Here is a 25262-nt window from a genome sequence, read left to right as displayed (position 1 = left end):
TCCCATAATTTTTTTATGGTTTTATGCTTTTACTATATTGTAAAAGCATTTTATAAGATGTATTCTAAATACATCTTATAAATAACAGCCATGAGAGATCAGCTATGACTCCACAGCAAATTGACCTTGTAAAAGCCACTGTTCCTGTACTTCGTGAAAATGGGGTTGCCCTGACCGGTTATTTCTATAACCGCATGCTAGGCAATAATCCTGATTTGAAAGAAACCTTTAACATGGGACATCAACGCAGTGGAGCTCAAGCACAAGCCTTGGCAGGTGCGGTTCTGGCTTATGCTGAAAATATCGAAGATCCATCTGTGCTGTTACCCGTGGTTGAGCTGATCGCACATAAACACGTGAGCTTAAACATTAAGGCACCGGATTACGGTATTGTTGGGGAAAACCTGTTGCATTCGATCAGTGAAGTGCTGAACATTTCGATGGATGATCCACTGATTGATGCTTGGGCTGCAGCGTACGGTCAACTGGCGGATCTGTTCATTGCAACTGAAAAAGCGATTTACGACCAGCATGAACAGACTAAAGGCAGCTGGTTAGGCTGGCGCAACTTCAAGATTGCCAAGAAAGTCGTGGAAAGTGATGAAATCACTTCCTTCTACCTGGCTCCAGTCGACGGCGGTCCATTACCGAAATATGAAGCTGGCCAATATATCTCTGTACGTGTGTTTGTACCTGAGTTAAATCTGAGACAACCACGCCAATATACCCTGTCGACTTGCCCACAAGCAGACTACCTGCGTATCTCGGTGAAACGTGAAGACCAGAAAGGCGACATGGTTCCAGGTTGGGTATCGAATACTTTACATAGCCTGCCAGAAGGTTCAGAAATTGAAGTCTCTGCACCGACAGGTAACTTCTACCTGATCGATCCGAACAAACGTAATGTGTTTATCAGTGGCGGTGTAGGCCTGACTCCAATGGTGGCCATGCTAAACCAGCTGGTGACTCTGGACATGCCACAACCTGTGACTTTCATCCATGCCTGCCGTAGCAAACAGGTTCATGCGATGAAACAGCATATTCATGACCTGAAAGCCAAATATCCACGTTTAAGCACAATGACTGCTTATGAATTCCCGCACCCAAGCGATAAACTGGGCGAGGATTATGATGTTGCCGGTCGACTGGACTTAAGCACTGTAGATAGCGCATTATTACCAGCCAATGCAGACTACTATCTCTGTGGCCCAATGCCATTTATGGCTGAACAGCAAAAGGCGCTTGTCGCTCGCGGAATTCCTGCTGAGAACATTCATAGCGAAGCCTTTGGCACAGGTGGTGTACGCCACTAACTGCTTCTTCAGCTTAAAATAAAAACAGAGGGTTAGCCTGGTATGCTAGACTAACCCTAATTTTTTTCATCAAAAACATCAGTATTATCATGCAACTGAATAAATTTACTGACTATGCGCTGCGCATACTGATGTATGTTGCACAACCCCGCGATCTGCCTTATACGATTGCCGAGCTGGCGGAGCGCTTACAGATTTCACAGAACCATGCCATGAAAATTGCCTACTTTATGGCGAAACAGGACTGGCTCATTACCTCTCGCGGTAAAGGCGGTGGAATCCGTCTTAATCCGGCTGCCCTGAAAGTTCAGCTAGGACAGATTGTGCGTATTCTGCAACGTGACAACCAGATTGTGGAATGTAATGATCCACCCTGTGTATTACGTACCAATTGCGGATTAAAAGGCATTCTGGATCAGGCTGTGGAGCAGTTCTACACCAGTCTGGATCAATATATTCTGGGTGATGTCGTTGAACCGACCAAGGAACATTTTAGTATCCAGTCACCAATTAGCCTGATCAATCTCTAATACCCTTATTCTATTGGGCAATTCTAAAGTTCGCTTGCCCGCCCGACTTCCTTTATAATAGCTTCTTGTATAATTAGTCATTGAAGTTGAGCCATGCATCACAGCAGAGGAAAGTCGAAAAACAGTAAGGCATCAAATGCCCCAAAGCAAAAGATCAGCTATGAAAAAAAGGTCGATCCAGCCATTACTGAATATTCGGTACAAGCCCTCAACTGGTTACGCAAAGCTGAGTTCCTGATGAGTGCACCCAAGCTCAGCTTGTGTGTAGAAGATACCGGTTATGAGGTGGCTTTTGCTGGCCGTTCCAATGCGGGTAAATCGAGTGCCATCAATGCCCTGACCAATCAGAAACAGTTGGCCCGTGCGTCCAAAAAACCAGGCCGTACCCAGATGATCAACTTCTTTAGCCTTGGCAATCCGGATCAGCGTCTGGTCGATTTACCGGGTTATGGCTATGCAGCGGTCCCAGAAGCCATGAAAATTGTCTGGCAGAAAGAACTGGAAAACTATCTGATTCACCGCAAGAGCCTGCAAGGTCTGGTGTTGCTGATGGATATCCGTCATCCGCTACAACACTTTGATGTGATGATGCTGGAATGGGCGTATTCACGTAAATTATTCGTACATGTGCTGCTGACCAAAGCCGACAAGCTGAACCGTGGCCCTGCTTCGAAAGCGCTACAAGAAGTGAAAGCCAAACTGAAAAAGATGAAGCTGGATTTCTCGATTCAACTGTTTTCTTCTCTAAACAAGCAAGGTCTGGAAGAACTGGCCAGTGTGATGGGCGGGCGTTTGAACTTCACTTTGAATCAAGCACCTGAATTTGATCTGGACAGCATTCCTGAAGCTTCAATGCATGATTTAAACGAAGCTGATGAACCAATTGAATTATTAGAAGATGAAGATGAGACCAACAGCGCTCATGAAGTCACTGCCAGTGAACTGAATGATCTGGATGCACCTGTGGAAGCCGATCCAACAAAGATTGTCGAACAGGATCCACAAAAATAAGCCGAATGTGTTTCATCGGATAAAAGAATGTCCCGTATTGCCTGCCGCAATTCGGGATATTTTTTTCATACTGTCTTGATCAAGCAGTGATGGATTCACACCATGTCTTTACTTTCGCGCTTCAAAACAACAAGAATTGGCTCTTCCATTTCCTATTTTATCCAGCCTCGCAAAGTCAGCTTTGAATGGCAAGACACTCCAGTCGACTGGATTCCTGATCAGCCCTTTGCCAGTTACTTCGTCAATGAAATTAACAATATTCTGCCCGCGGGTGAACTCTGGTTCTGCCGTTTATATAACAAAGTCCTCCCCCAGATCACTGACGAAAAATTAAAGCATGATGTGCAGGCATTTATCCGTCAGGAAGCCATGCATGCCCAAGCGCATAATTCGGCCAATAAAGAATATTTATCTGAACGTCAGATTGATATCCAGCGCAATCTGCACATCATGCATTTCCTATTTAACAAGCTCCTAGCCGATCATCCATTCGGTCTCAAAATTCCTAAAATCTTAGAACACCAATGGGATCTGTTCCGTCTCGGTATCATTGCGACGATAGAACACATGACCTGTGTCCTGGGTAAATACGCACTCTACAATACTGAATGGGAACGTCTGGGTGCTGATCCGAATATGCTGGATCTGGTGAAATGGCATGGTGCTGAAGAAATTGAACATCGTAGTGTGGCTTTTGATTTATATCGTCACCTAGGTGGCGGCTATATTGCCCGTTATTATCTAAGTGTGGTGGTCATTATTGGTGTAATTGGCCTTTGGGTGGATGGTGCTGCACATCTGTTATCGCAGGATTCACGTTTCAAGCAGTATAAGCCAGCCGTATATAAACCCTGGATCTGGAAAGAATGGTTGCGTATTTCCCAGTCAGATAACCGCCTTCTGCCTAACCCGCTGTGGTTAGTATCCCAACAGCTCGGTTATTTAATGCCTTGGTATGATCCGGTGCATGAAGGCGGTACCGATGATGCGCTGCATTATCTCAACCATTCACAGGCAGCCAAACGCGCTACTCTCAAAGTCGCTTAAGCTTGCCTGTTATTACAATTTCTAACAGCAGGGATCGCTTCCCTGCTTTTTATTTGTCCTAAGATAGAAATATAACAATCATAATCAGGAGGGACTTATGCAAGCACGGATTTCTGTGATTACCCTCGGTGTGCTCGATCTGGAAGCTTCACTACGCTTTTACCGTGATGGACTGGGTTTTCCCAGTGAAGGAATTATGGGTGAAGAGTTTGAATATGGCGCGGTGGCTTTTATTCAATTACAACCTGGTCTTAAGCTTGCCTTATGGCCACAGCGTAGTATCCAGCAAGATACCGGTCTGAAGCCAAGCCCAATCTGTCCGACGCAAATGACTCTGGGGCATAATGTCTATAGTCCCTTAGAAGTCGACCAGGCAATGGCACAGGCTGAACGTGCCGGCGCTAAAATTATTAAACCTGCACACACGACTTTTTATGGCGGATATGCAGGTTATTTTCAGGATCCCAATGGTCATCTCTGGGAAATTGTCTGGAATCCGGACTTAGATAAAGCTGAATTAGACAAAGATTAAACCGGCACTTCAGGCTCGCGGGTATGTCGATCTACCACCACACTAATCATCATATCGCCCTGCACGTTTACTACTGTACGTACGGTATCCAGCAGACGGTCAATCGGAAGTAGAATCGCAATCGCTTCAGCAGGTAAACCCACTGATTGCAGTACCATGATCATGGTGACCATGCCGGCGCTTGGAATGCCCGGTGCACCTAATGACGCAATCATTGCCGTGGCACAAACCACCAGCTGCTGACCTAAGGTTAAATCCAGTCCCATCAAATTGGCAATAAACAAAGCTGCTGCAGCTTCATAAAGTGCCGTTCCATCCATATTCAGCTGCGTGCCAAGAGGAATCACAAAACCAGCTGTTTGCGGACGTACGCCCAGATTTTCCTGCGCGCATTTTAAAGAAATCGGCATGGTTGCCGAACTGGAGCTGGTGGCAAAGGCAGTAATTAATGCACTACGGGTGCCTTTAAAAAAGGTCAGCGGATTCATTTTTCCGAAGATCCATAGCAATAACGGCAACACCACTATTCCGTGGAAAATTGTAGTGCCTGTCACCACTGCCGCAAACTCGGCCAGACGGCTCAGCACTGAAATATCTTCAGTGGCAATTAACTTGGCGAGTAATGCAAAAATCCCAATCGGTGCCAGTTTCATGATCCAGCCAATCATCAACATCATGATGTCAAAAAACTGGTGACTCAGCTTACGCACAGTACGGAAGCTGTCTCCACCTGCGACCAGCGCCACACCGATAAACAGAGCAAAAATCACAACAGCCAAAACATTGCCATCAGCAAAGGCCTTAAAGGGATTGATCAGGGTATTCTGAATAAAATTAGTAAAGAAAGACGACGGCGTTAAAGTATCAGGAGTCTGATGCTGAGCCATAGCATCCTGAAACATCACCACATCCACACCTCTCCCCACATTAAACAGATGCGCACAGGTTAGCCCTAAAATCAGTGCCAATGAGGTGGTGGTCACACAGCACAGCAAAGTAATTTTCCAGGTTCGACTCAGCTGCCCCCCCGCCTGCAGATTAGAGACCCCAACCACAATTGAGGTAAAAATCAGGGGAATCAAAATCATTTTCAGCAGGCCAATAAAAAGGCTGCTGGCAATTCCAATCCCGTACAGGCCGACATCAAAAAATGTGCTTTGCGGAAATAAAGTCAGTAAAAATCCAAACAGTACCCCCAATACGGCGGCAATTAAAATCTGCGTATTTAAGCTCATTTCACATGCATTTTTAATATTGATCTTAAGGGCACTATGCCATGCAAGTGCTGGAGAATCGAGTAATTTTTTATAAAGAGCCGTGCTTAAAAATGTATAAAGCCGGATCTGGGATCCGGCTTTATTTAAATTAAAAGTATGCTTTACTGGGTTTCAATTTCACGTAAACGGATCAGGCCTTCTTGTGTGGTACTGCAGACCAGCTCACCATTTTGCCACATGCGGCCAAAGTTCAGACCACGTGAACTGGCACTTTGAGTAGCATCCATGTCGTATAACATCCATTCATCTACCCGGAATGGTTTATGGAAATACATGGCATGATCAATACTGGCACATTGCAAGCTTGGAGACAGATAACTTAAACCATGCGGACGCAGCGCTGTGGTCATTAGGGTAAAGTCCGAATAGAAAGCAGCAATCGCCTGATGCAGGGAAATCTCATCCACTTCTGCAGCAATCTTTCCATGAGTACGAATATAGTGCGCATAATTTGGCGCTTCCGGTTGCGGCTGGAATGGATTCACTGGCATTACAGGGCGAATTTCGACATGACGGTCACGCATGAAAGAAGCACGCACATTTTCCGGAATAAATTCAATAATCTGCCGGGTGAGCTCTGCTTCATTTTTCAGGCTTTCTGCTGGTGGATACTCAGGTTCTGAAATCTGATAGTTCAGACCTTCTTCCTGATGCGCAAAGGAAACCATACACATGAAGATAGTACGGCCATGCTGAATGGCACGAACCTGACGGCTGACAAAGCTTTTTCCATCACGGATACGATCCACTTCATAAATGATCGGTGCATTGACATCGCCACCAAACAGGAAATAGGCATGCAGTGAATGCGCAGGACGATCTGTGGTATAAGACGCAGCACGCAGAGCCTGTCCCAGAACCTGCCCACCAAATACGCGCTTGCCTACCAGATTACGGCTAATTCCCCGGAAAATATTTTCTTCTAACTTTTCTAAACTGAGCAGCTCGACCAGTTCCTGTGTTAAGGCATTCATAAGCAACCTGTGTGATATTGGCAAGATCCAGAAGTGTAGAAATAAATCTATACAATTTATTCTGAATATTCTGCCATAAAATCCAATCAATCTTCTAAAGATTGATTGACTGTTCTGTCAACTGATCTTGCAACTTACTAGGAAAAACATCTGCTTTCGCGCTAAAATTGAACCACTTCGATTGAATTTGTCAGAAAATGACATATTGTTTGTTTTTATAATCAATCAAAATAAATTCCCTCAGAAATTCTGTAGTTTTGGTCAGTAAAATTAGGAGTAACTATGTCCAAGAGTGGCTTTGGTCAAATATATCGCAAGCTTTCAAGTAAGCTACTTGATCTTGTGGTCACCCCGCATGTTCTTGGGGAAGTACCAAGTGAAGTGACAGCTCCTACTGCTGACCAGACTCCGGCAGCGCAGCAGAAAATCGTCTGCTATATCTTGCAGAATCATTCACGCAGTAATGCATTGGTGGTCGATGCGGAAACTCGCCGTTTAAACATGCCGCCCGCGCTTGACCCTCTACAGATTGGTGACAGCAAGGAAAAGGCTTCGGTGCTGTTCCTGCAGCATCATGATGAGAATAATCTGCTTAGCTCACCACCACATGCTTTTCCTCCACGCCTGTTACGCCTGATTGAAGTCCTAGAAAAAAACCCCGAACTGGATGTGGAACTGGTACCGGTGACTGTACTTTGGGGTCGTGATCCTGAAAAAGAAGATTCTTGGTTCAAGCTTTTATTTACCGATACCTGGTCTACGCCAAGCCGGGTCAAACAGCTGGTCAATATCGGTCTGCATGGTCGCCAGTCTTATCTGGAGTTTCATGAGCCACAATCTTTGCGCGCCCTCATGGAATTTGCCAAAGAAACTTATCCAAATTCAGCGCCAGCGACCTATATTGTCAGCCGTCTGAATGACTATTTGGATGCACAGCGTGAAGTGATCCTCGGCCCTGACCTGTCAGACCGCCGTAATGTGATGCATGGCCTGATTAAATCTCCGGATGTACAGGCGGCTATTCGTAATGAAAGCATCCGCAGCAAAATCAGTATGCTGGAAGCAGAACGTCGTGCGATTGGCTATCTGAATGAAATTGTATCGGACTACTCTCACTCTACCGTACGTTTCGCCGATAAAGCCCTGACCCGTTTATGGACCCAGCTCTATGACGGCGTGGAAGTACATAATTTCAGTACCGTGCGTGAACTGGCCAAAGATTATGAAATTGTCTATACGCCATGTCACCGCAGTCATATCGACTATTTATTATTGTCTTATGTGATTTATCGTCGTGGTCTGATGGTGCCTTATATTGCGGCAGGCGATAACCTGAACATGCCATTTGTGGGTCAGATCTTACGGGGTGGTGGTGCTTTCTTTATCCGTCGTACCTTCCGCGGTAATGCACTCTATACCACCGTATTTAAAGAATATCTGTATAGCGTGCTGTCGCGTAATACTCCACTGGAATACTTTATCGAAGGTGGTCGTTCACGTACTGGTCGTCTGCTGCCACCAAAAACCGGCATGCTGGCGATGACCGTACATGGTCATTTACGTGGCAAAGCTAAGCCAATTGTCTTTGTTCCGACTTATATCGGCTATGAACGCCTGATGGAAGGTGGTACTTATGTCGGTGAGATGAATGGCAAGCCGAAAGAAGCAGAATCTATTTTTGGCATCCTGAAAACCTTGCGCAAAATTGAACGTATTTTTGGCAAGGTCCATCTGAACTTCGGTGAACCGGTATTTCTGGATGACATCCTGAAACAGCATGGTGCAGAACATATCAAAATTGAAAAGAATGATGATCCGATTCCGCAGCCAGTATCCGACGCAGTCAACAGTTCTGCCCAAGCCATTCTGGAAAATATCAACCGTGCAGTCGTGGTGAATCCGGTTTCACTGCTGTCACTTATTTTATTGGCAACACCGAAACATACGCTGGACGAAGAAATCTGTATCAAGCAGCTGGATACCTACCGTAATCTGCTGGTGGCTTTACCTTATGATGAGCGTATGCAAATTACCTCACTTTCAGGTAAAGAGATTATTGCCTATGCAATGAAGCTCAAGCTGATTAAACGGGTGAAACACGTTCTGGGCGATATCATTGCCATTGAAGATAATCAGGCCGTATTGCTGACTTATTTCCGTAATAACATCGTGCATAGCTTTGTATTGCCGTCCCTGATTGCGGCACTGGTAGAACACAATGGCATGATTCGCCGTGAAGATGCGATCAACGCTAGCAGTACACTCTATCCATTCCTGAAAGCTGAGCTATTCCTGAAATGGAAAGAAGGCGAAATTCAGCAACATGTTGATGCTTATATCGATGCTTTACTTGCAACCAATCTGATCAGTGCAGATGGTGAAAATCTGGTAGCGCCAGCACCGAATACTGAAGCGCATCACCAGCTTGAAGTTCTGGCTGCTCCAGTGACCCAAAGTCTGGAACGCTATTACATGACACTGGCTTTGATCACCCAGCGTGGCCCAGGCAATATTTCAACCCGTCAGGTGGAAGAGCTGAGTCATCTGGTGGGGCAACGTCTTTCTGTACTGTATGAATTCAACTCGCCAGAATTCTTTGACAAGGCCTTGTTCCAAAGCTTTATCAAAGTTCTGACGCAAAAAGGCTATATTTGTACCAACGAAGACAATGCCATTGTCTATGATGAGCAGCTGACCAATGTTGCGCAGTATGCAGATCTGGTACTGGATGAAGTGAAGCTGCAAATGCTGCATCACATCACCTCCTTTACCGATGAAGAGTTGAAAGAAGCACTAGATGCAGTTGCGGCTGAACAAGCCAAGAAACGTGCGAAACGCAAGAAAAAGTAAAGTTTACTTAAAGAAAAAGAGAGGTTTTGGCCTCTCTTTTTTTGCTTGAGAATTAATAAAAATGATAAATATTCCCTCTCCTTTTAGGAGATGAGCAGCACTGCTGCGCAAGGGAGAGGTGATTTTAAAAAAAACCTCCTCCTAACCTCCTCCCAGAGGGAGGAGGAACTTCCAAATTTATAAATCAGTCTTATTCATCAACTCTAAATAATCCTGAAAACAATCCTGATGCTCTAACTCAAAGCCTATCTTTTCCATTCTTGTGGCATACAGCTTTTTACCCGTCACCCTGTCACTTTCCACTTTCAATATAAATAAACCCATCTGCTGCTGAAACCATTGCAAGACTTCATGCAAAAGTTGTGGCTGATTATTAGTCAAAATATATGAAGAATCAGGATGTTCCACGTGAATCATATGAGCTAGAAAACGTGATAAGTCTTCAATATGAATACGATTCGACCAGTGCAGATTTGGATAACTGATCATTGAGGTTGCCATTTTCTGCATACGTGCCACAGAAGTCCCATAAATCCCACTTGGGCGGATAATGGTACATTGATCAGGATAAGCCGCGAGATACGCCTGTTCCATGTGATGCAGAATTTCACCTTGAGCATCATTCGGATGAATTTCAGTTTCATCATCCACGCTTTCACCTGCATTCTGTCCATAAACCCGGGTTGATGAAACCACCACCATTCTTTTTACCGGATGGGATTTCAAGGCAGTAATGATTGGCTGAACCGAATCCAGATAAATGTGCTGATAGGCTTCGACCCCCCTCAGTTTTGGGCTAAGTAACACATAGACCCAATCAATCGAAGCGACTGCACTTAAATCTAGAGTATGCACATCCTGAATCAGATGAGTTGCGAATGAATCTGTTTTGGGACTTTGGCTAATTGTGCTAATTTGATGACCTTGCTCAAATAATTGTTTAGCTACCCGCTCGGATGTTTTACCATAACCAATAAATAAAATATGCATTCGACACCGAATCACAGACCTGGTTGAGGGGACATGGCTGCAGTCCATCAGTTACAAGGCGTTGGCAATGCCGCCGCTGCTTTACTCGAAAAACTAAATATCTTTAATACTGATGATTTGCTTTTTCATCTACCACGTGACTATGAAGACCGTAGCACGATCATTCCCATGAATCAATTGACAGTGGGACGCAGCTATTTGCTGGAAGGTGTCGTGAAAGGGGTCGATTTCCCTCCCGGTAAACGTAAGTCCATGGCGGTGTTACTGGATGATGACTCTGGCAAGATAACTTTGCGCTTTTATCATATTTATAAGGGCATTACCGATCGCTGTAAGCTCGGTAACCGTTTAAGAGTCTTCGGTGAAGTGCGAGTTGGTGCCCGTGGTCTGGAAATGTATCACCCAGAGCTACAAGTCATTACTGAACATACGCCTCTTCCTCATACTCAACTCACCTCCATCTATCCGGCAACCGAAGGACTAACTCAATCCAAGTTACGGGAATATATTAAACAGGCACTAGAGCTGCATAGCGATGATTTGCCTGAGCTGTTACCACAAAAATTTAGCAATGGTTATGGCCTAAAGCAAGCACTGGAATATATTCATCATCCACCGCTGGATGCCAATATGTTGCAGCTCACTCAAGGCTCACATCCGGCACAGCAGCGTCTGATTTTTGAGGAACTGGTGGCGCATCAAATCAGTTTACTGACCCGGCGTGCCTTTATTCAGCAGATTGAAGCCCCTTCATTTTCCCCGAGTAAAACCTATGCCAAACAGCTTTTGGCCGGTTTGCCTTTCGAAATGACCGGTGCGCAAAAACGAGTATCCAAAGAAATTGCCATAGACCTGAAACAGAATAAACCGATGCTGCGTCTAGTGCAGGGTGACGTGGGTGCAGGAAAAACCTTGGTTGCCGGTGTAGCAGCTTGTCATGCCCTCGAAGAGGGCTGGCAAGTCGCACTGATGGCGCCAACTGAAATTCTGGCCGAACAGCATTACCTCAACTTCAAGCGCTGGTTCGAACCACTCGGTTTAAATGTTGCCTGGCTTTCCGGCAAGCAGAAAGGTAAAGCGCGTGTAGCAGCAGAACAAGTAATCCGTGATGGCAGCGCGCATCTGGTGGTGGGCACACATGCCCTGTTTCAGGAAAATGTCGAGTTCGCCAAACTGGGCTTAGTGATTATTGATGAGCAGCATCGTTTTGGGGTCGATCAACGCTTAGCCTTGAGAAATAAAGGCTTGGATGGTATGTCACCGCATCAACTGGTCATGACCGCGACCCCGATTCCACGCACGCTTGCCATGTCGGCGTATGGCGATCTGGATACTTCGATTATTGATGAATTGCCACCGGGTCGTACTCCGATCCAGACTGTGACCATTCCGCTGGATCGTCGCGAAGAGGTTCTGCAACGGATTGCCACGAATTGTGCTGAAGGTAAACAGGCTTATTGGGTCTGTACTTTGGTGGAACAGTCGGAAACTCTGGATGCTCAAGCCGCAGAAGCAACCTTTGCCGAGATCAAGGAACGCTTCCCTGAACTGAATATCGGTCTGGTACATGGCAAAATGAAAGCCGATGAAAAACAGGCAGTCATGCAGGAATTCAAAGACAATAAACTGCAGCTACTCATTGCTACAACTGTGATCGAAGTCGGTGTTGATGTCCCGAATGCTTCGATTATGGTGATTGAAAATGCCGAACGGCTTGGCCTGTCACAACTACATCAGCTGCGTGGTCGGGTGGGTCGTGGTGCCAAAGCCAGTTTCTGTGCCCTGCTCTATAAAAATCCATTGTCACAAAATGGTCAGGAACGTCTGCGCATCATGCGCGAAACCAATGATGGTTTTATCATTGCCGAGAAAGACCTGGAATTACGTGGTCCGGGTGAATTATTAGGAACCAAACAGACTGGTGATATGGGTTTCCGTGTAGCCAAGCTGGAACGTGATGATCACTTGCTGAATCAGGCCCATTATGTCGCCCAGCAGATGCTAAAAGATTATCCGAAACAGGCGGATGCCTTATTAAAACGCTGGCTACCCGAGGCTCCACGCTATGCCTATGTTTAAGCTGCTCCAACAGGCAAAACACTGGCTGAATCGTTTACAGCCTTGTCAACTATGCCAGACAGATTATCAAAACCTGTATTCCGTCTGTCAGGATTGCTGGCAACAGTTACCTTGGGCACATCAGACTATTCAGCGTCAGGAAATGCAGTTTCAAGTGGCGTGTGACTACGCCTACCCAATGGATCGCCTGATTCAATTATTTAAATATGAGCAAAAGCTGCATCTGGAACCTTTATTGGCGGGTGCATTACTGACCTTAAAATTTCCTAAAGTCAGTGCAGTGGTGCCTATGCCGATTTCAACAGAACGGCTAGTTGAACGTGGCTATAATCAATCTCTGTTACTGGCCAAGCATGTAGCTAAACATTTACAAATTCCCGTCTGGCAGCCCATTGAAAGGCTTAAGCAACATTCACAAAAAGGTTTAAGCCGTCTGGAACGTATCGAAGATATTGAGGCCCAGTTCAGAGTCACTACCTCTTCAAAAGTTCGTTATCGTAAGGTTTTAATTATTGATGATGTGGTTACGACTGGCAGCTCAATTCGAGCTTTAAGCCAGCAACTGGAAAAACTGGGCTGCCAGCAGATTTACGCCGCCTGTCTAGCAGGAGCCAAACTTTAAATCAGGCTTGTACCAATAAGTTCTTTTTAACCCAAGGTATGACAATTTCTGTAGTCAATGGTGCAAGTTTCACATCTTTCTGATTCAGGTCCACCCATTTCATCTCGGCAATCTCAGCTTCAATATGTGGTTCCCCATCTAATTGCATCAGATAAACATAACTGACCAGTTGATGATCCGGTTCATTGGCAGGTTGAGTTTCAAAACGCCCGATAAATTGCTGAATCTCAGCCTGACAGCCAATTTCTTCCTGAATTTCACGTAGCATGGTGCGTTCAGGTGTTTCATCCGGTTCCAGCTTGCCACCCACTTGCATAAAACAGTCAGTATTTTTCTTACGAACCACCAGCAGCTGCTGATCTGAATTCAAAATAATGGCAGCTGCGACGGTAATAATTTTCATGAATTCGGAACGATCAAGTGGAAAACACTTATTTTACGAGATCTTCCTGATCGACCATACCCCATTTTGCTTCAGGCGGCTGGTAGTCTTGAAATTTCTGTAAAATTTCTTCGAAGTCATCACTCACGATCAGGGATTCAGTAAAACGTGGCTTGGTAAAACCCTTGTCCGTGGTCATCTGAATAAATTTAAGCAAATCATCATAAAAGCCATCGACATTGAGAAAAGCACAAGGTTTTTTATGAATCCCGAGCTGAGCCCAAGTCCATTGCTCAAAAATTTCCTCGAGCGTTCCCGCCCCACCCGGAATGGCAATAAAACCATCGGAGAGTTCTGACATTTTGGTCTTACGCTCATGCATATTATCGACCACATACAGCTTGGTAATATGTGGATGTGCCAGTTCACGATTCACCAAGGGTCTTGGAATGACACCAATGACCTCGCCCCCTGCAGCTAAGGCACTATCCGCTACAATGCCCATCAATCCGGAACGACCACCACCATAAATCAGTGTTTGCTGTCTTTTTGCCAGGGTTTGACCTACCTTTTCAGCAATTTGTTTATAACCAGGTTCAGAACCTAGCGCTGAGCCACAGAAAATTGCGATAGAATTCATCATTTTCACCATTGCATTGCCGGTATATAGTACGCAGGCAGCGCCTGAGAGTTTTTTTTCAAAAATAACTGCACAATCAGTGTTTTTATTCAATTCCTTGTCTAAAATACACGCATTTAGATTAACATACTGCGCAAGGGAGAAAAGACAGCATGCTTGAAGCCTTTTACGCCACAGAGCGCGGTAGCCTAGAAGATGCCACCATCAATGGTGATTTCGACCTGCATCCGGAACTGGTTTGGATAGACTTAATTGCGCCTTCACAGGAAGAACAGCAATGGATTCTGGATGCCTATGAGCAAAACCTGCCCACTTTAAAATCTCTGGAAGATATTTCTTCGAGTGCCCGATTTTACCGTGATGATGACGGTATTTTGCACATCAGTACCTATTTCTTAACGAAAAATAAAAATTATCAGGTCGAAAGTGAACATGAGGATGATGCCAGCATCCTCGCGACAGTTCAGACAGTCGCTTTCATTTTACATAAAGACCGGCTCTTTACCCTGCGTGGTGAAAAGCTAGTAGCTTTCCGGGCCTTTCGTGCCCGTGCGCGTCGCAATGATTATGATATTGACTATAAAGATCCAACCTGGATTTTGCTGGGTTTGCTCGAGGCCAAACTGGATGAGTTGGCCGATATTCTGGAAGATGTACATAAGGATCTGGAAAAATACTCAACTGAAGTTCTGAATAACCGGCATCGTGAACAGATCCTGGATCTGGACGACATGATTACCCGTCTGGCCCAACTGGAAGATATGCTCGGGAAAGCTCAGCTCTGTCTGATCGATTTACGCCGTGTACTTACCTTCCTGTCACGTCCACGTGCCTTAGGCAGTCATATTTATGATGCGGATATTCGAGAACTCAGTGAAGACGTCCGCTCACTGGTCGAGCATGATGCCTTCCTGTTCCAGAAAGTCCGCTTCTTGCTGGATACCACGTCCGGATTCATTAACACTGAACAGAATGATACGATCCGTCGCTTCTCGATTTTACCGAGTATGCTTGCGCCACCCATGCTGATTGCCAGTATTTACGGGATGAACACTGATGTCTTGCCTTTCGCTCAAGGTTCGATGAGCTTTGTGATGGTGAACATTATTATTATGGGCTTCCTGATAGGGCCATTGATTTACTTTAGATGGAAGAAGTGGATTTGAGCGAGCTTTAAAGCACTGCTTTTAAAGCGAAGTGCAAGAAACGCTCCTCATCTGATTCATGCTTATTTGAAAAACAATAAAAAAGCACCTTTCGGTGCTTTTTTATTTACTGAATGATCTGTAAATCATCCTGCAAATGACAGGCCTGAATAATCTTCATCATTTTTTCAGGAACTGCTTTAAACTGTAGCCCTCGTGCTTGCGGAGTCTGGCGCAACCATCGCACCAGAACAGCCAAAGCCAAAGTACTACCCTGCTCAAGTCCAGCTAGATTAACTACCACAGGAAACTTATCCTGTGATTGAATGACACGCAGACCATCTAGGTAATAGTTCTGCGCGTTGTCAGCTTCAATCTTGCCTGAAACCTGTAGTTCCTGATTATTGAATTGAATCACAGCTCACCTATCTTATTTTTTCTTGTCAATCGCCGCTTCAGCATCTGGCTTGAAGTTAGCAATGGCTTTATCCAGGTTACCACCATTACGTTTTACTGTAGCCGCAAACTGGTTACGGAACTGCAGACCTAGGTCAATACCAGAAACATTGATGTTACGGATTTTCCATTGTGAACCTTTATCAACTAACTGGAAGGCAACCGGGATTTTCTCGCCTTTGTTATTAAAGTCGATAGTCACCACAGGATTTTTGCTGTTAGTCGCCTTATAAGGACGAACGCTGTAAGTCTGGTTACTGAACTTAGAGAAAGCCGTACCATAATTTTCAATCAGGGTTTCACGGAAGTTCTTTTCAAACTGTGCACGCTGCGCCGCAGTACTATACTGATTGGTCGCATAAGTCCCCATCACAATCCGGGTAAACGATTGTGAATCGATATACGGGTCAAGGTTCTGACGGACAATCGTTTTCACAAGCGCAGGATTATTCTGCAATTTGGCATGATCGGTTTTAAGACGATCAATCAAATTGTCTGCAACTCTTTTAATAAAAGCAGGTGGGGCTTCAGACGGTGCAGCAAACACTGTACCAGCAACCATTGTTGAAAGAATGCTTGCAGCAAGCGTTTGTTTTACTAAAGTCTTCACTCAAATCTCCTCAATCTGTTATTCAACAAATGCCGGTTCTGCATTTGTTGTTTCTGAAAATGCAGCTTCTTCTGAGGCACTTTCCTGACTATCTGACGATTTTCCGGCACCACCGGTAATAAATTTCGTCACTAAATCTTCAATTTCCATGGTGCCTTGAGTGTTCGCAATCTGCTCACCACGTTTCAAGTAAGTCAGACCGCCACCTGGAATAATTTTCAGATACTTTTCACCCAATAAACCATTTGTTGCTACCATAATGTAAGCATCTTCATCAATATTGGTGATGGATTTCATGTTATCTAATAGTTGTTTTTCCATTGTTTTTTGTTGCGCAAGATCGGCTGCGGTATAGTCTGAACTATAACGTAACTCTTCCAATGCTTCCTGCTGAACCTGCTTGAGCTGCTCGGCATTAAAAGAAGTCAGAGAGCCATCTAGCGTCATATGGACAGTGGCTAAACGAGTCACTGGATCCAGCGTAATTTTATCAACCTGACCGACTTTCACCCCACTTAAAGCAACTTTAGCACGTGGTTTGATGCCATTTACATTTTCAAAAGTCGCTGTCATCTGATAGCTATCAGAAATATTGGTGCCTACCAGACCGCTAACACGCATCGCCAAAAAGAACAGGGCGATACCAAAAAGAATGACAAAAACACCAACGGCCAGCTCACTAGTACGTGATTTCATTAAATACCTCCGAACATGACCGCAGTCAACACGAAATCAAAACCTAATACGCACAGCGAAGAATAGACGACCGTACGTGTTGTAGAAGTTGCGATACCTTCTGATGTTGGTTCACAGGCATAACCCTGATAAACCGCGATCCAGGTACAAATTAATGCGAAAACAAAACTCTTGATAATGGTGCCATTCAGGACATCTTTATAGAATCGCACGGTACTTTCCATGCCACTCCAATATGCGCCTTCATCTGCACCCAGAAAATCAACACCCACCATTTTTCCGCCCATAATCCCGACCGCAGCAAAGATCACAGAGAGCATGGGCAAGCTAAAAATACCGGCCCAAAGGCGTGGTGAAATCACCCGTTTTAAGGGATCGACCCCGATCATTTCCATACTGGACAATTGCTCGGTCGCTTTCATCAGTCCAATTTCGGCAGTTAAAGCAGAACCGGCACGACCCGCAAATAGTAAGGCAGCAACCACAGGTGCCAATTCACGTAACAAGGTTAAAGCCACTGCAGTACCAAGCATCGCTTCACTACCGAATGTCGACAGGATGGTATACATCTGCAAACCGAGTACCGAACCAATAAACAGGCCAGATACCGCAATGATCAAGAGTGACAGCACCCCAACCCGATACATCTGATAAACAAACAGCTTTACTCCAAGCCAGGTCGGCATGGAAAAGAGAATCTGCAACAGCATCAGTGTTGCAACACCAATTCCCTGAACACGTTCAATAACGCGTCTACCTAAGGCAGCAATGGCATTCATGAACGTACCTCATCACTTAAATAAGCCTGATGACTAAACTGATAATCTACCGGGCCTTCAACCGAACCGGTTAGGAACTGCTGCACAAAGGCTGAAGGATGATTTTTCAATTCCTCTGCTGTGCCCTCACCCTGGATTTTGCCTTCTGCGACTACATAAATGTAATCGGCAATCGATAAAGTCTCTGCCACATCATGCGAAACAATAATGGTTGTTAAATCCAGTGCTTCACGTAGAGAGCGGATTAGTCGAGTTAAAACCCCCATCACAATCGGATCCTGCCCGGCAAAAGGTTCATCGTACATGATCAGTTCAGGGTCCAGTGCAATCGCCCGAGCCAAAGCCACCCGGCGATTCATCCCGCCAGACAGCTCTGAAGGCATCATTTGCTCTGCCCCACGTAGTCCTACTGACTCGAGTTTCAAAGCCACAATTTCAGCAATCAGATGTTCAGGCAATTTGGTATGCGCACGAATCGGAAAGGCAACATTTTCATAGACGCTCATGTCAGTAAACAGAGCGCCACTTTGGAACAGCATGCCCATACGTGCACGTGCAGAAAAAAGCTCGGAACGGGACATCTTGGCAATATCTTTACCGTCCAGTAAAACCTGACCCTGTTCAGGCGTCAGTTGCCCACCGATCAATCTCAACAAAGTAGTTTTACCAGTTCCGGAAGGTCCCATAATGGCAGTAATCTGTCCGCGACGAATGTTTAAACTGACATCGTCATAAATTACACGCTCACCCCGCTTGAAACTCAAATTCTTGACTTCAATCAAAGACTGAGGATCCTGCGCTGTTTGATTTTTCATAGCTGAGTTTATTCCTGCATTTTTTCAGCATGCATATGACAAAAGAACGAAGTTCAACATGTTAGCATTTGAAAATGAAGGGTCAAGTTCATGGAAAACATAATGCTCCATGCTTGGCCATATATTTCTAGTAATCAAAAATTTTATTTCGACGCGATTTTAACAGACTATGATCCATTTAAAAAACGATATACATAATAAATCAGATTGCACAAAAGCAAAGTTACCGCAATGTAGGACATGTACCCCTCAATAATATGAAAGACTATAAAAAGACACTTTCAGATTACGGATCATCATAAACCCAGAAAAAGTTGATGAAGTAGGCATTTTATGCTGAAAAAACAAAAAATCAATGCATAAAAAAACCAGCACTCAGGCTGGTTTTTTTCAGACATTATTCAATTAGTCATTGAATTTACGACGTGGACGATCTTCACCGAATGAACGCTCGCCACGTGGCTTGTCATCAAAGTTGCGACGCGCTGGACGGTCACCGAAGTCACGTTTTGGACGGTCATCACCGAATGAACGCGCTGGACGATCACCGAAACCACCTTCGCGACGTGCTGGACGATCACCGAAACCGCCTTCGCGACGTGCTGGACGATCACCGAAATCACGTTTTGGACGGTCACCAAATGAACCTTCACGACGTGGTTTGTAATCTACACGGTTACCGCGGTTGTCATCATTACCTTCGAAACGAGGACGGTCACCGAAGTCACGACGCGGACGATCATTATTAAACTCACGACGTGGACGGTCTTCATTGAAGTCACGACGTGGACGATCACCGAAACCGCCTTCACGACGAGGACGATCGCTATTGAAATCACGACGTGGACGATCTTCACCACTGAACGCAGGACGTTCGCCACGAGGTTTGTCATCGAAGCTACGACGTGGACGGTCATCACCACCTTCACGACGTTTGAAATTGCTCTCGCCTTCGAAACGACGACCACCACCGAAGCCACGACCGCCATCACGACGACCGCCACGACCACGACCAGCGCCATCACGGCTACCGCGTGCAGGAGGTGGAGATGGCTCAAGACCTTCAATTTCAGATACATTTAGACGAGCTTCAAGGAAGTCTTCTAGTGCACGGATTTTACCGCGTTCACGATAAGTCGCTAAAGTAATTGCTTTACCGGTACGGCCCGCACGACCTGTACGACCGATACGGTGTACATAGTCTTCGTTCTTCATAGGAAGACCAAAGTTGATCACGTGAGAGATTGTCGGTACGTCTAGACCACGTGCTGCAACGTCAGTTGCAACCAGGATTTTTGCACGACCTTCACGGATACTGCGCAGACGACGGTTACGAACGGTTTGTGGCATCGCACCATGCAGAGCAACAACTGATAAACCTGCTTCAGCAAGTTCTTCAGCCAGCATATCTGTATCTTCTTGAGTAGAAGCAAAGACCACTGCCTGATCAACATCTTCTTCGTTTAACCAGTGAGTAAGAAGTTTTTTCTTGTGCTCAAAGCCATCAGTCCAGTGTAAAGTCTGGGTAATGTCAGTATTGGTAGAGTGACCAGTTTCAATTGCAATACGCTCTGGTTCATTCATCATGCGTTCAGCAAGGGTAATGATACGTGGAGCGAAAGTTGCAGAGAACATCAGTGTTTGTTTACGGTTTGCAGCCAAGTCACCGATTGCTTCCAGGTCTTCAGAGAAACCAAGATCCAGCATACGGTCAGCTTCGTCGACGATCAGCGAGTCAACTTTGTCAAGTTTGATTTGACGACGGTTAACAAGGTCAAGTAAACGGCCTGGAGTTGCTACAACAACCTGTGCACCTTTTAACTGCTGGATTTGTTTACCAAATGGCATACCACCCATAATTGCAGCAATACGAACACCTTTCATGTGACGTACAAATGCGATCGCGTCTTGGCATACTTGTTGTGCCAATTCACGAGTTGGTGAAATCACCAGAATAGTCGGTTGAGTCACCGCTTTCATACGTTCTTTAAATGGTACGAAAGTATCTTGGTTAGCAAGTGCGTTCAAAGTTGGGAGAAGGAACGCAGCGGTTTTACCCGAACCTGTCTGGCTAGATACTAAAAGGTCTTTACCTTCTAGTGCAGCAGGGATAGATTGTTCTTGTACAGGAGTCGGAGTAGTAAAACCTAAGCCTTGAAGGGCTTGTTGTAACGATTCATGCAAAGAAAATTCAGCAAAAGTTTTGCTCATAGAGTATTCCACCCGGAAATTGGGTGCTCCATTAAAAATAAAGTCAAATGGACATCGACAAAAAGCGGTACAGCAATTAAACGCTGAAAAGAGATGATTCAGCGGCGATCCGAGTAACGACGATGTGATATAACGCACGCATGATTACGGCATAACCTGAAGGAATCGCTTTAGCGATTGGGGCGCGAGATATCGTCCTCTCTTTGGACCGCACGCGCATACACAATGATAAGAAGAGAAATGTTCAGGTAACGAACAGAAATTAAGTGCGTGCGCAGATTATAGCAGGATTATTCATAAAGTCATCCGCTTTTCAGATTATTTTGTTTAACTGCTAATTTCTTCATCAATTTCCAAGACTTAACCAAGAAAAGAAATGTAATTAATTCTCCGGCCGGTCAATTTTCTTTTTATCAATGCTGTGAATCATCTAAATATGAAGATATTTATCCCGTAATTATTTTCAAAAAATAAAAAAGGCATCCCGAGAGATACCTTTTTAATATTCGATTTACGGCGTTAAACCCGATTATTTCGCTGCCTCACCCCAAGCAGGAACAACTGCTTGCATAAGAGGTTTCAGCATTTTCATTGAACAAGCCAAAACTTGACCATTTTCCATAGAATCGCTACCACCACGCGCATCAACCACAGTACCGCCCGCTTCTTTCACGATTAACTCGCCTGCTGCAATATCCCAAGGTTTCAAGCCAAGCTCGAAGTAACCATCAAGACGACCAGCAGCGACATAAGCCAGATCCAAGGCAGCTGAACCACCACGACGGAATTGTGCACCTGCTTCAGTCACATTGAGCAATGCATCAAAATGATTCTTGGCATAAGAGACTACTTCACCATTACGTTTAGTACGGTAAGCATGACCTACTGCCAGGAAAGTATTGTTCAGACTGTCTTTAACATTTACACGGATACGGCGCTGGTTCAGCATCGCACCACGACCACGGCTCGCAGAGAATAGCTCATCTTTCACCGGGTCATAAATAACACCGTGTTGAGTTACACCTTTGTGCTGAACTGCGATAGAGATACAGAAATGCGGAAAACCGTTGATAAAGTTTAGTGTGCCATCAAGTGGATCGATCACCCAACACCAATCAGCGTCGTGACCTTTACCTTCTTGCAGACCAAATTCTTCACCAAGGAAACTGTGATTTTTATAGCTTTTACGTAGAGTATCGATGGTCAACTGTTCCAGATAACGATCTACACGCGTTACCGGACCATCAATGCCTTTTTCTTCGACTTGCAGATCGAGTTTATGACGATTTTGATGCGCTTTTAAAAGCTCTTGACCAACTAATTGAGCCGCACGCGCAGCCATCACCACCATAGGTTCCATTGAACACCCACTACAAATTTGAAGATACTGATAAAGAATAATGCATAAAAGCCCGCATATTTTAGCAAATATCCGGGCTTTTTGGGAAAAAATGTGTCGAAACTTTTTAAGAGTTTATAACAGGACGCTTTGACCTAGCTTTGACCAGGCTTCATTGATTGATTTTTCAATGCCTTGGCTATCAAGTCCTGCCTGTTGCAACATTTGACTATGTGTTGCTTGTGCCATAAAGCTATCCGCTAAACCTAGATTCAGGATTGGTTTAACAATTTGAGCTTCAGCCAGATACTCATTCACTGCACTTCCTGCGCCGCCCATGACTGCATGTTCTTCAACAGTAACAAACAGGCTGGTTGAATGGGCCAGTTGGTTTAACATTTTGGTATCCAGTGGTTTGATGAAACGCATATTTACCACGCGTACACCCACATCATGCTTGCTGGCAAATACTTGAGCAGCTTCAACTGCAGCTTGAACTCGACTACCGAATGCTAGAATCGAAACATATTCATCATATTGTTCGTTCAGACTGAGCAACAATTCTGCCTGACCGATCTGCATCTCGGTCATGGTTTTCTGGATTTCCACACCCAGTCCATTCCCGCGCGGATAACGCACTGCTGCCGGACCATGATACAGATAAGCCGTATGCAACATCTGACGGCATTCATTCTCATCTTTTGGTGCCATGATCACCAGATTCGGAATGGTACGCATATAGGCATAGTCATAGGCACCGGCATGCGTTGGACCATCTTCACCAACCAGACCGGCACGATCGATCCCAAACGTCACATCCAGATTTTGCAGCGCTACATCATGGACCAACTGATCATATCCACGTTGCAGGAAAGTTGAATAAATTGCGACGACCGGTTTTAAACCTTCACAAGCCATACCAGCGGCAAGCGTTACTGCATGCTGTTCTGCAATGGCAACATCAAAGAAACGCTCAGGATATTCTTTGGCAAACTGCACCATGCCTGAACCTTCACACATTGCCGGAGTAATCGCCAATAGGCGTTTATCCTGTGCTGCTTCATCACATAACCATTGTCCAAATACATCCGAATATTTCGGTGCTGGATTAGGGGCTGCAACTGCATTGAGTTTGCTAATCGCGTGGTATTTAATCTGGTCACATTCTGCTGGCGCAAAGCCCTTACCTTTTTTGGTATAGATGTGGATCAGGCGTGGACCGGTACGTTTTTTCAAGGCTTTAAAAACGTGTACCAGCTGTTTAACATCATGGCCATCATAAGGACCAAAATAATCAAAACCAATGGCTTTAAACAGGTTATCTGCGGCATCAGTTGCAGCCTGATGTAAACGCGAGTTATATAGCCATTCCGGATGTGGCTGTACATAAGCCTCACCATCTTCAGTCACATTGACGAATTCGCCACGTTCCCAGATTGCAGCGAGATGCTTGGCAAAACCACCAGTACTACATGAAATCGACATATCATTGTCATTCAGAACCACCATCAGGTCAGCCTGATGTGCCACAGCATCATTCATAGCCTCAAAGGCCATACCTGCTGTCATGGCCCCATCACCAATGATTGATACAACTTCACACGGATTGTTCTGATAACGACGCGCCAGAGCCATGCCGAGGCCAGCAGAAATTGCGGTAGATGAATGCCCTACCCCAAAAGTATCAAATTCGGATTCTTCACGCGCCGGAAATGCGGCCAGACCATCTTTTGCACGGATTGTAGTGAGCTGTTCACGACGTCCGGTCAACGCCTTATGCGGATAAGCCTGATGACCCACATCCCAGATCAGGCGATCATGTGGCGTATTAAAGCAGTAATGTAAAGCGACAGTAAGCTCAATCACACCCAGATTGGCCCCAAAGTGTCCACCACTCTGACCCGCAGCATACAAAATGAATTGACGTAACTCATCCGCCACTTGTGTGAGCTGGCTTTGCTCGAGTGCACGCAGTTGCTCAGGATGATCGATCGCATCAAGCAACGGTGTTACAGGGCGTTGAGTTGGTATTTCTGTATACAGCATATATGGCAAAGCCTTCTAAAGCCTGGCAAAATCTTAAGCTAGGTCAATGGGGAATAACCGATCATATAGTTGAATTGTAGCAGCTTCAATTCAGCTACGCTTCTAGCGATGCAATATTAAACAGCGATCTCGTCGGGGTGAAAAATTTGCAGGCTACGATTATCCTGAATAATCTTACTATTTATCAACTATTATCGTTCGCTTTCTACAAAAAAGAAAATGTTCTTCATAAATTCAGCTGAGCAATTCTACTAATGTTTAAGCATTACGCTATACTTTAGCTACTTTATTAGGATTTTACGGGTTCAGCTGTGCCTATCGAATTTGTCGCAACTTCAAGATTACCGACCGCTCATGGCGAATTTAAAATTACTGTTTTTCAAGACCCTAAAACTGGCGAAGAACATGTCGCTCTTTCTAAAGGCTTAGAAGAACCAAGTGATGAACCTGTGCTGGTCCGTGTACATTCTGAATGTTTAACCGGTGATGCCTTTGCTTCATTAAAATGCGACTGTGGCCCTCAACTCCAGGCAACACAAAAACTGATTAATGAAGTGGGTCGCGGTGTCATTCTTTATTTACGTCAGGAAGGACGCGGAATTGGCCTGACCAATAAAATCCGTGCATACGCCTTGCAAGACCAGGGACATGATACGGTCGATGCCAACCTAATGCTGAATTTACCGGCAGATGCACGTCAATATGATATGTGCAGCATCATGCTGGATCACCTAGGTGTAAAAGCCGTCCGCCTGATCACCAATAACCCTTTAAAAATTGATGCACTCAAAGAACAAGGTATCAATGTGGTTGATCGCGTGCCACTCACTGTGGGTCTGAATCCATTCAATGAGCAATACCTCAAAACTAAGCATGAGCGTATGGCACATATGTATCAGAAGGAAGATTTTTAAAAGA

At 45.1% G+C, this 25262-nt stretch carries 23 protein-coding genes; 10 read left to right on the top strand and 13 right to left on the bottom strand.

Going from position 1 to position 25262, the window contains the following annotated elements:
• The first annotated feature begins 104 nt into the window (after positions 1-104).
• The 5 genes from hmpA (at position 105) to FTU00_RS07170 (ending at position 4433) form a co-directional block, all read left to right on the top strand.
• Positions 105-1313: an NO-inducible flavohemoprotein gene (hmpA, locus tag FTU00_RS07190; protein WP_004786935.1), complete on the top strand. Its 1209-nt coding sequence runs from the start codon at positions 105-107 to the stop codon at positions 1311-1313.
• A gap of 89 nt (positions 1314-1402) precedes the next feature.
• On the top strand, positions 1403-1843 hold the full coding sequence (locus FTU00_RS07185; RefSeq protein WP_004786937.1) for an Rrf2 family transcriptional regulator: 441 nt from the start codon (positions 1403-1405) through the stop codon (positions 1841-1843).
• A gap of 93 nt (positions 1844-1936) precedes the next feature.
• Positions 1937-2854 carry a ribosome biogenesis GTP-binding protein YihA/YsxC gene (gene yihA, locus FTU00_RS07180; protein WP_166135543.1) on the top strand — a complete coding sequence of 306 codons (918 nt, stop codon included), beginning with the start codon at positions 1937-1939 and terminating at the stop codon, positions 2852-2854.
• Positions 2855-2956: 102 nt separating this feature from the next.
• Positions 2957-3901 (top strand): metal-dependent hydrolase, encoded by a 945-nt coding sequence (locus FTU00_RS07175; protein WP_180047869.1) that lies wholly within the window; start codon positions 2957-2959, stop codon positions 3899-3901.
• Positions 3902-3998: 97 nt separating this feature from the next.
• On the top strand, positions 3999-4433 hold the full coding sequence (locus FTU00_RS07170; protein WP_180047867.1) for a VOC family protein: 435 nt from the start codon (positions 3999-4001) through the stop codon (positions 4431-4433).
• On the opposite strand, the gene FTU00_RS07165 is transcribed toward FTU00_RS07170, so the two are convergent.
• Positions 4430-5668 (bottom strand): dicarboxylate/amino acid:cation symporter, encoded by a 1239-nt coding sequence (locus tag FTU00_RS07165; protein ID WP_004786945.1) that lies wholly within the window; start codon positions 5666-5668, stop codon positions 4430-4432. The two genes, FTU00_RS07170 and FTU00_RS07165, sit on opposite strands and share 4 nt — an antisense overlap.
• Before the next feature lie 143 nt (positions 5669-5811).
• Complete coding sequence (locus FTU00_RS07160; RefSeq protein WP_004786947.1) at positions 5812-6684, bottom strand: acyl-CoA thioesterase II; 873 nt, start codon at positions 6682-6684, stop codon at positions 5812-5814.
• 282 nt (positions 6685-6966) lie between these two features.
• On the opposite strand from FTU00_RS07160, the gene plsB reads away from it, so the two are divergent.
• Positions 6967-9534, top strand: a complete 2568-nt coding sequence (gene plsB, locus FTU00_RS07155; protein WP_180179425.1) for a glycerol-3-phosphate 1-O-acyltransferase PlsB — start codon at positions 6967-6969, stop codon at positions 9532-9534.
• A gap of 177 nt (positions 9535-9711) precedes the next feature.
• Here plsB and FTU00_RS07150 read toward each other — a convergent pair whose 3' ends face one another.
• Positions 9712-10524: an NAD-dependent epimerase/dehydratase family protein gene (locus FTU00_RS07150; RefSeq protein ID WP_180047863.1), complete on the bottom strand. Its 813-nt coding sequence runs from the start codon at positions 10522-10524 to the stop codon at positions 9712-9714.
• Positions 10525-10557: 33 nt separating this feature from the next.
• On the opposite strand from FTU00_RS07150, the gene recG reads away from it, so the two are divergent.
• Positions 10558-12603, top strand: a complete 2046-nt coding sequence (gene recG / locus FTU00_RS07145; protein ID WP_180179424.1) for an ATP-dependent DNA helicase RecG — start codon at positions 10558-10560, stop codon at positions 12601-12603.
• On the top strand, positions 12590-13225 hold the full coding sequence (locus tag FTU00_RS07140; RefSeq protein WP_180179423.1) for a ComF family protein: 636 nt from the start codon (positions 12590-12592) through the stop codon (positions 13223-13225). The genes recG and FTU00_RS07140 overlap by 14 nt, the downstream gene beginning before the upstream one ends.
• Before the next feature lies 1 nt (position 13226).
• On the opposite strand, the gene FTU00_RS07135 is transcribed toward FTU00_RS07140, so the two are convergent.
• Together FTU00_RS07135 and FTU00_RS07130 are read right to left on the bottom strand one after the other, a co-directional pair.
• Positions 13227-13628 carry an NUDIX domain-containing protein gene (locus FTU00_RS07135; protein ID WP_180179422.1) on the bottom strand — a complete coding sequence of 134 codons (402 nt, stop codon included), beginning with the start codon at positions 13626-13628 and terminating at the stop codon, positions 13227-13229.
• Positions 13629-13656: 28 nt separating this feature from the next.
• Positions 13657-14247: a TIGR00730 family Rossman fold protein gene (locus FTU00_RS07130; RefSeq protein ID WP_034701503.1), complete on the bottom strand. Its 591-nt coding sequence runs from the start codon at positions 14245-14247 to the stop codon at positions 13657-13659.
• A 152-nt stretch (positions 14248-14399) separates the two neighbouring features.
• Between FTU00_RS07130 and FTU00_RS07125 the strand changes: the two genes are divergently transcribed.
• On the top strand, positions 14400-15413 hold the full coding sequence (locus FTU00_RS07125; RefSeq protein ID WP_159122636.1) for a CorA family divalent cation transporter: 1014 nt from the start codon (positions 14400-14402) through the stop codon (positions 15411-15413).
• 106 nt (positions 15414-15519) lie between these two features.
• On the opposite strand, the gene FTU00_RS07120 is transcribed toward FTU00_RS07125, so the two are convergent.
• From FTU00_RS07120 to dxs, 8 genes are all read right to left on the bottom strand, one after another.
• On the bottom strand, positions 15520-15810 hold the full coding sequence (locus FTU00_RS07120) for an STAS domain-containing protein (protein ID WP_180179421.1): 291 nt from the start codon (positions 15808-15810) through the stop codon (positions 15520-15522).
• 12 nt (positions 15811-15822) lie between these two features.
• A complete protein-coding gene (locus tag FTU00_RS07115) occupies positions 15823-16458 on the bottom strand; it encodes a phospholipid-binding protein MlaC (protein WP_004786965.1) in 636 nt (211 codons plus the stop codon).
• Positions 16459-16476: 18 nt separating this feature from the next.
• Positions 16477-17154, bottom strand: a complete 678-nt coding sequence (locus FTU00_RS07110) for an outer membrane lipid asymmetry maintenance protein MlaD (RefSeq protein ID WP_179992763.1) — start codon at positions 17152-17154, stop codon at positions 16477-16479.
• Entirely contained in the window at positions 17154-17933 is a 780-nt protein-coding gene (gene mlaE, locus FTU00_RS07105) for a lipid asymmetry maintenance ABC transporter permease subunit MlaE (RefSeq protein ID WP_004786970.1), read from the bottom strand. Before mlaE ends, FTU00_RS07110 begins: the two co-directional genes overlap by 1 nt.
• The gene (locus FTU00_RS07100; protein ID WP_005233709.1) at positions 17930-18748 is read right to left on the bottom strand and encodes an ABC transporter ATP-binding protein; all 819 of its coding nucleotides are present in this window, start codon (positions 18746-18748) and stop codon (positions 17930-17932) included. Before FTU00_RS07100 ends, mlaE begins: the two co-directional genes overlap by 4 nt.
• A gap of 405 nt (positions 18749-19153) precedes the next feature.
• Complete coding sequence (locus tag FTU00_RS07095; protein WP_180179420.1) at positions 19154-20959, bottom strand: DEAD/DEAH box helicase; 1806 nt, start codon at positions 20957-20959, stop codon at positions 19154-19156.
• A 529-nt stretch (positions 20960-21488) separates the two neighbouring features.
• The gene (locus FTU00_RS07090; RefSeq protein WP_004786976.1) at positions 21489-22319 is read right to left on the bottom strand and encodes an inositol monophosphatase family protein; all 831 of its coding nucleotides are present in this window, start codon (positions 22317-22319) and stop codon (positions 21489-21491) included.
• Positions 22320-22433: 114 nt separating this feature from the next.
• Positions 22434-24344 (bottom strand): 1-deoxy-D-xylulose-5-phosphate synthase, encoded by a 1911-nt coding sequence (gene dxs / locus FTU00_RS07085; RefSeq protein ID WP_180069722.1) that lies wholly within the window; start codon positions 24342-24344, stop codon positions 22434-22436.
• Positions 24345-24655: 311 nt separating this feature from the next.
• On the opposite strand from dxs, the gene ribA reads away from it, so the two are divergent.
• Positions 24656-25258 (top strand): GTP cyclohydrolase II, encoded by a 603-nt coding sequence (ribA, locus tag FTU00_RS07080; protein ID WP_004786979.1) that lies wholly within the window; start codon positions 24656-24658, stop codon positions 25256-25258.
• The last annotated feature ends 4 nt before the right edge of the window (positions 25259-25262 follow it).

The organism is Acinetobacter sp. YH12041 (assembly GCF_013419975.1).
Taxonomy (GTDB): Bacteria; Pseudomonadota; Gammaproteobacteria; order Pseudomonadales; family Moraxellaceae; genus Acinetobacter.
The sequence above is the reverse complement of the archived record's forward strand: the minus strand, read 5'-3'. Positions and strand labels throughout refer to the sequence as shown.

What these genes read in the sequence shown, in the direction of transcription:
- FTU00_RS07175 (WP_180047869.1), top strand. Translation starts at nt 2,957, where the DNA reads ATGTCTTTACTTTCGCGCTTCAAAACAACAAGAATTGGCTCTTCCATT.
- hmpA (WP_004786935.1), top strand. Translation starts at nt 105, where the DNA reads ATGACTCCACAGCAAATTGACCTTGTAAAAGCCACTGTTCCTGTACTT.
- FTU00_RS07125 (WP_159122636.1), top strand. Translation starts at nt 14,400, where the DNA reads ATGCTTGAAGCCTTTTACGCCACAGAGCGCGGTAGCCTAGAAGATGCC.
- FTU00_RS07165 (WP_004786945.1), bottom strand. Translation starts at nt 5,668, where the DNA reads ATGAGCTTAAATACGCAGATTTTAATTGCCGCCGTATTGGGGGTACTG.
- FTU00_RS07130 (WP_034701503.1), bottom strand. Translation starts at nt 14,247, where the DNA reads ATGAATTCTATCGCAATTTTCTGTGGCTCAGCGCTAGGTTCTGAACCT.
- plsB (WP_180179425.1), top strand. Translation starts at nt 6,967, where the DNA reads ATGTCCAAGAGTGGCTTTGGTCAAATATATCGCAAGCTTTCAAGTAAG.
- FTU00_RS07140 (WP_180179423.1), top strand. Translation starts at nt 12,590, where the DNA reads ATGCCTATGTTTAAGCTGCTCCAACAGGCAAAACACTGGCTGAATCGT.
- FTU00_RS07160 (WP_004786947.1), bottom strand. Translation starts at nt 6,684, where the DNA reads ATGAATGCCTTAACACAGGAACTGGTCGAGCTGCTCAGTTTAGAAAAG.
- FTU00_RS07185 (WP_004786937.1), top strand. Translation starts at nt 1,403, where the DNA reads ATGCAACTGAATAAATTTACTGACTATGCGCTGCGCATACTGATGTAT.
- FTU00_RS07170 (WP_180047867.1), top strand. Translation starts at nt 3,999, where the DNA reads ATGCAAGCACGGATTTCTGTGATTACCCTCGGTGTGCTCGATCTGGAA.
- FTU00_RS07110 (WP_179992763.1), bottom strand. Translation starts at nt 17,154, where the DNA reads ATGAAATCACGTACTAGTGAGCTGGCCGTTGGTGTTTTTGTCATTCTT.
- mlaE (WP_004786970.1), bottom strand. Translation starts at nt 17,933, where the DNA reads ATGAATGCCATTGCTGCCTTAGGTAGACGCGTTATTGAACGTGTTCAG.
- FTU00_RS07135 (WP_180179422.1), bottom strand. Translation starts at nt 13,628, where the DNA reads ATGAAAATTATTACCGTCGCAGCTGCCATTATTTTGAATTCAGATCAG.
- dxs (WP_180069722.1), bottom strand. Translation starts at nt 24,344, where the DNA reads ATGCTGTATACAGAAATACCAACTCAACGCCCTGTAACACCGTTGCTT.
- FTU00_RS07100 (WP_005233709.1), bottom strand. Translation starts at nt 18,748, where the DNA reads ATGAAAAATCAAACAGCGCAGGATCCTCAGTCTTTGATTGAAGTCAAG.
- FTU00_RS07095 (WP_180179420.1), bottom strand. Translation starts at nt 20,959, where the DNA reads ATGAGCAAAACTTTTGCTGAATTTTCTTTGCATGAATCGTTACAACAA.
- yihA (WP_166135543.1), top strand. Translation starts at nt 1,937, where the DNA reads ATGCATCACAGCAGAGGAAAGTCGAAAAACAGTAAGGCATCAAATGCC.
- FTU00_RS07090 (WP_004786976.1), bottom strand. Translation starts at nt 22,319, where the DNA reads ATGGAACCTATGGTGGTGATGGCTGCGCGTGCGGCTCAATTAGTTGGT.
- FTU00_RS07150 (WP_180047863.1), bottom strand. Translation starts at nt 10,524, where the DNA reads ATGCATATTTTATTTATTGGTTATGGTAAAACATCCGAGCGGGTAGCT.
- recG (WP_180179424.1), top strand. Translation starts at nt 10,558, where the DNA reads ATGGCTGCAGTCCATCAGTTACAAGGCGTTGGCAATGCCGCCGCTGCT.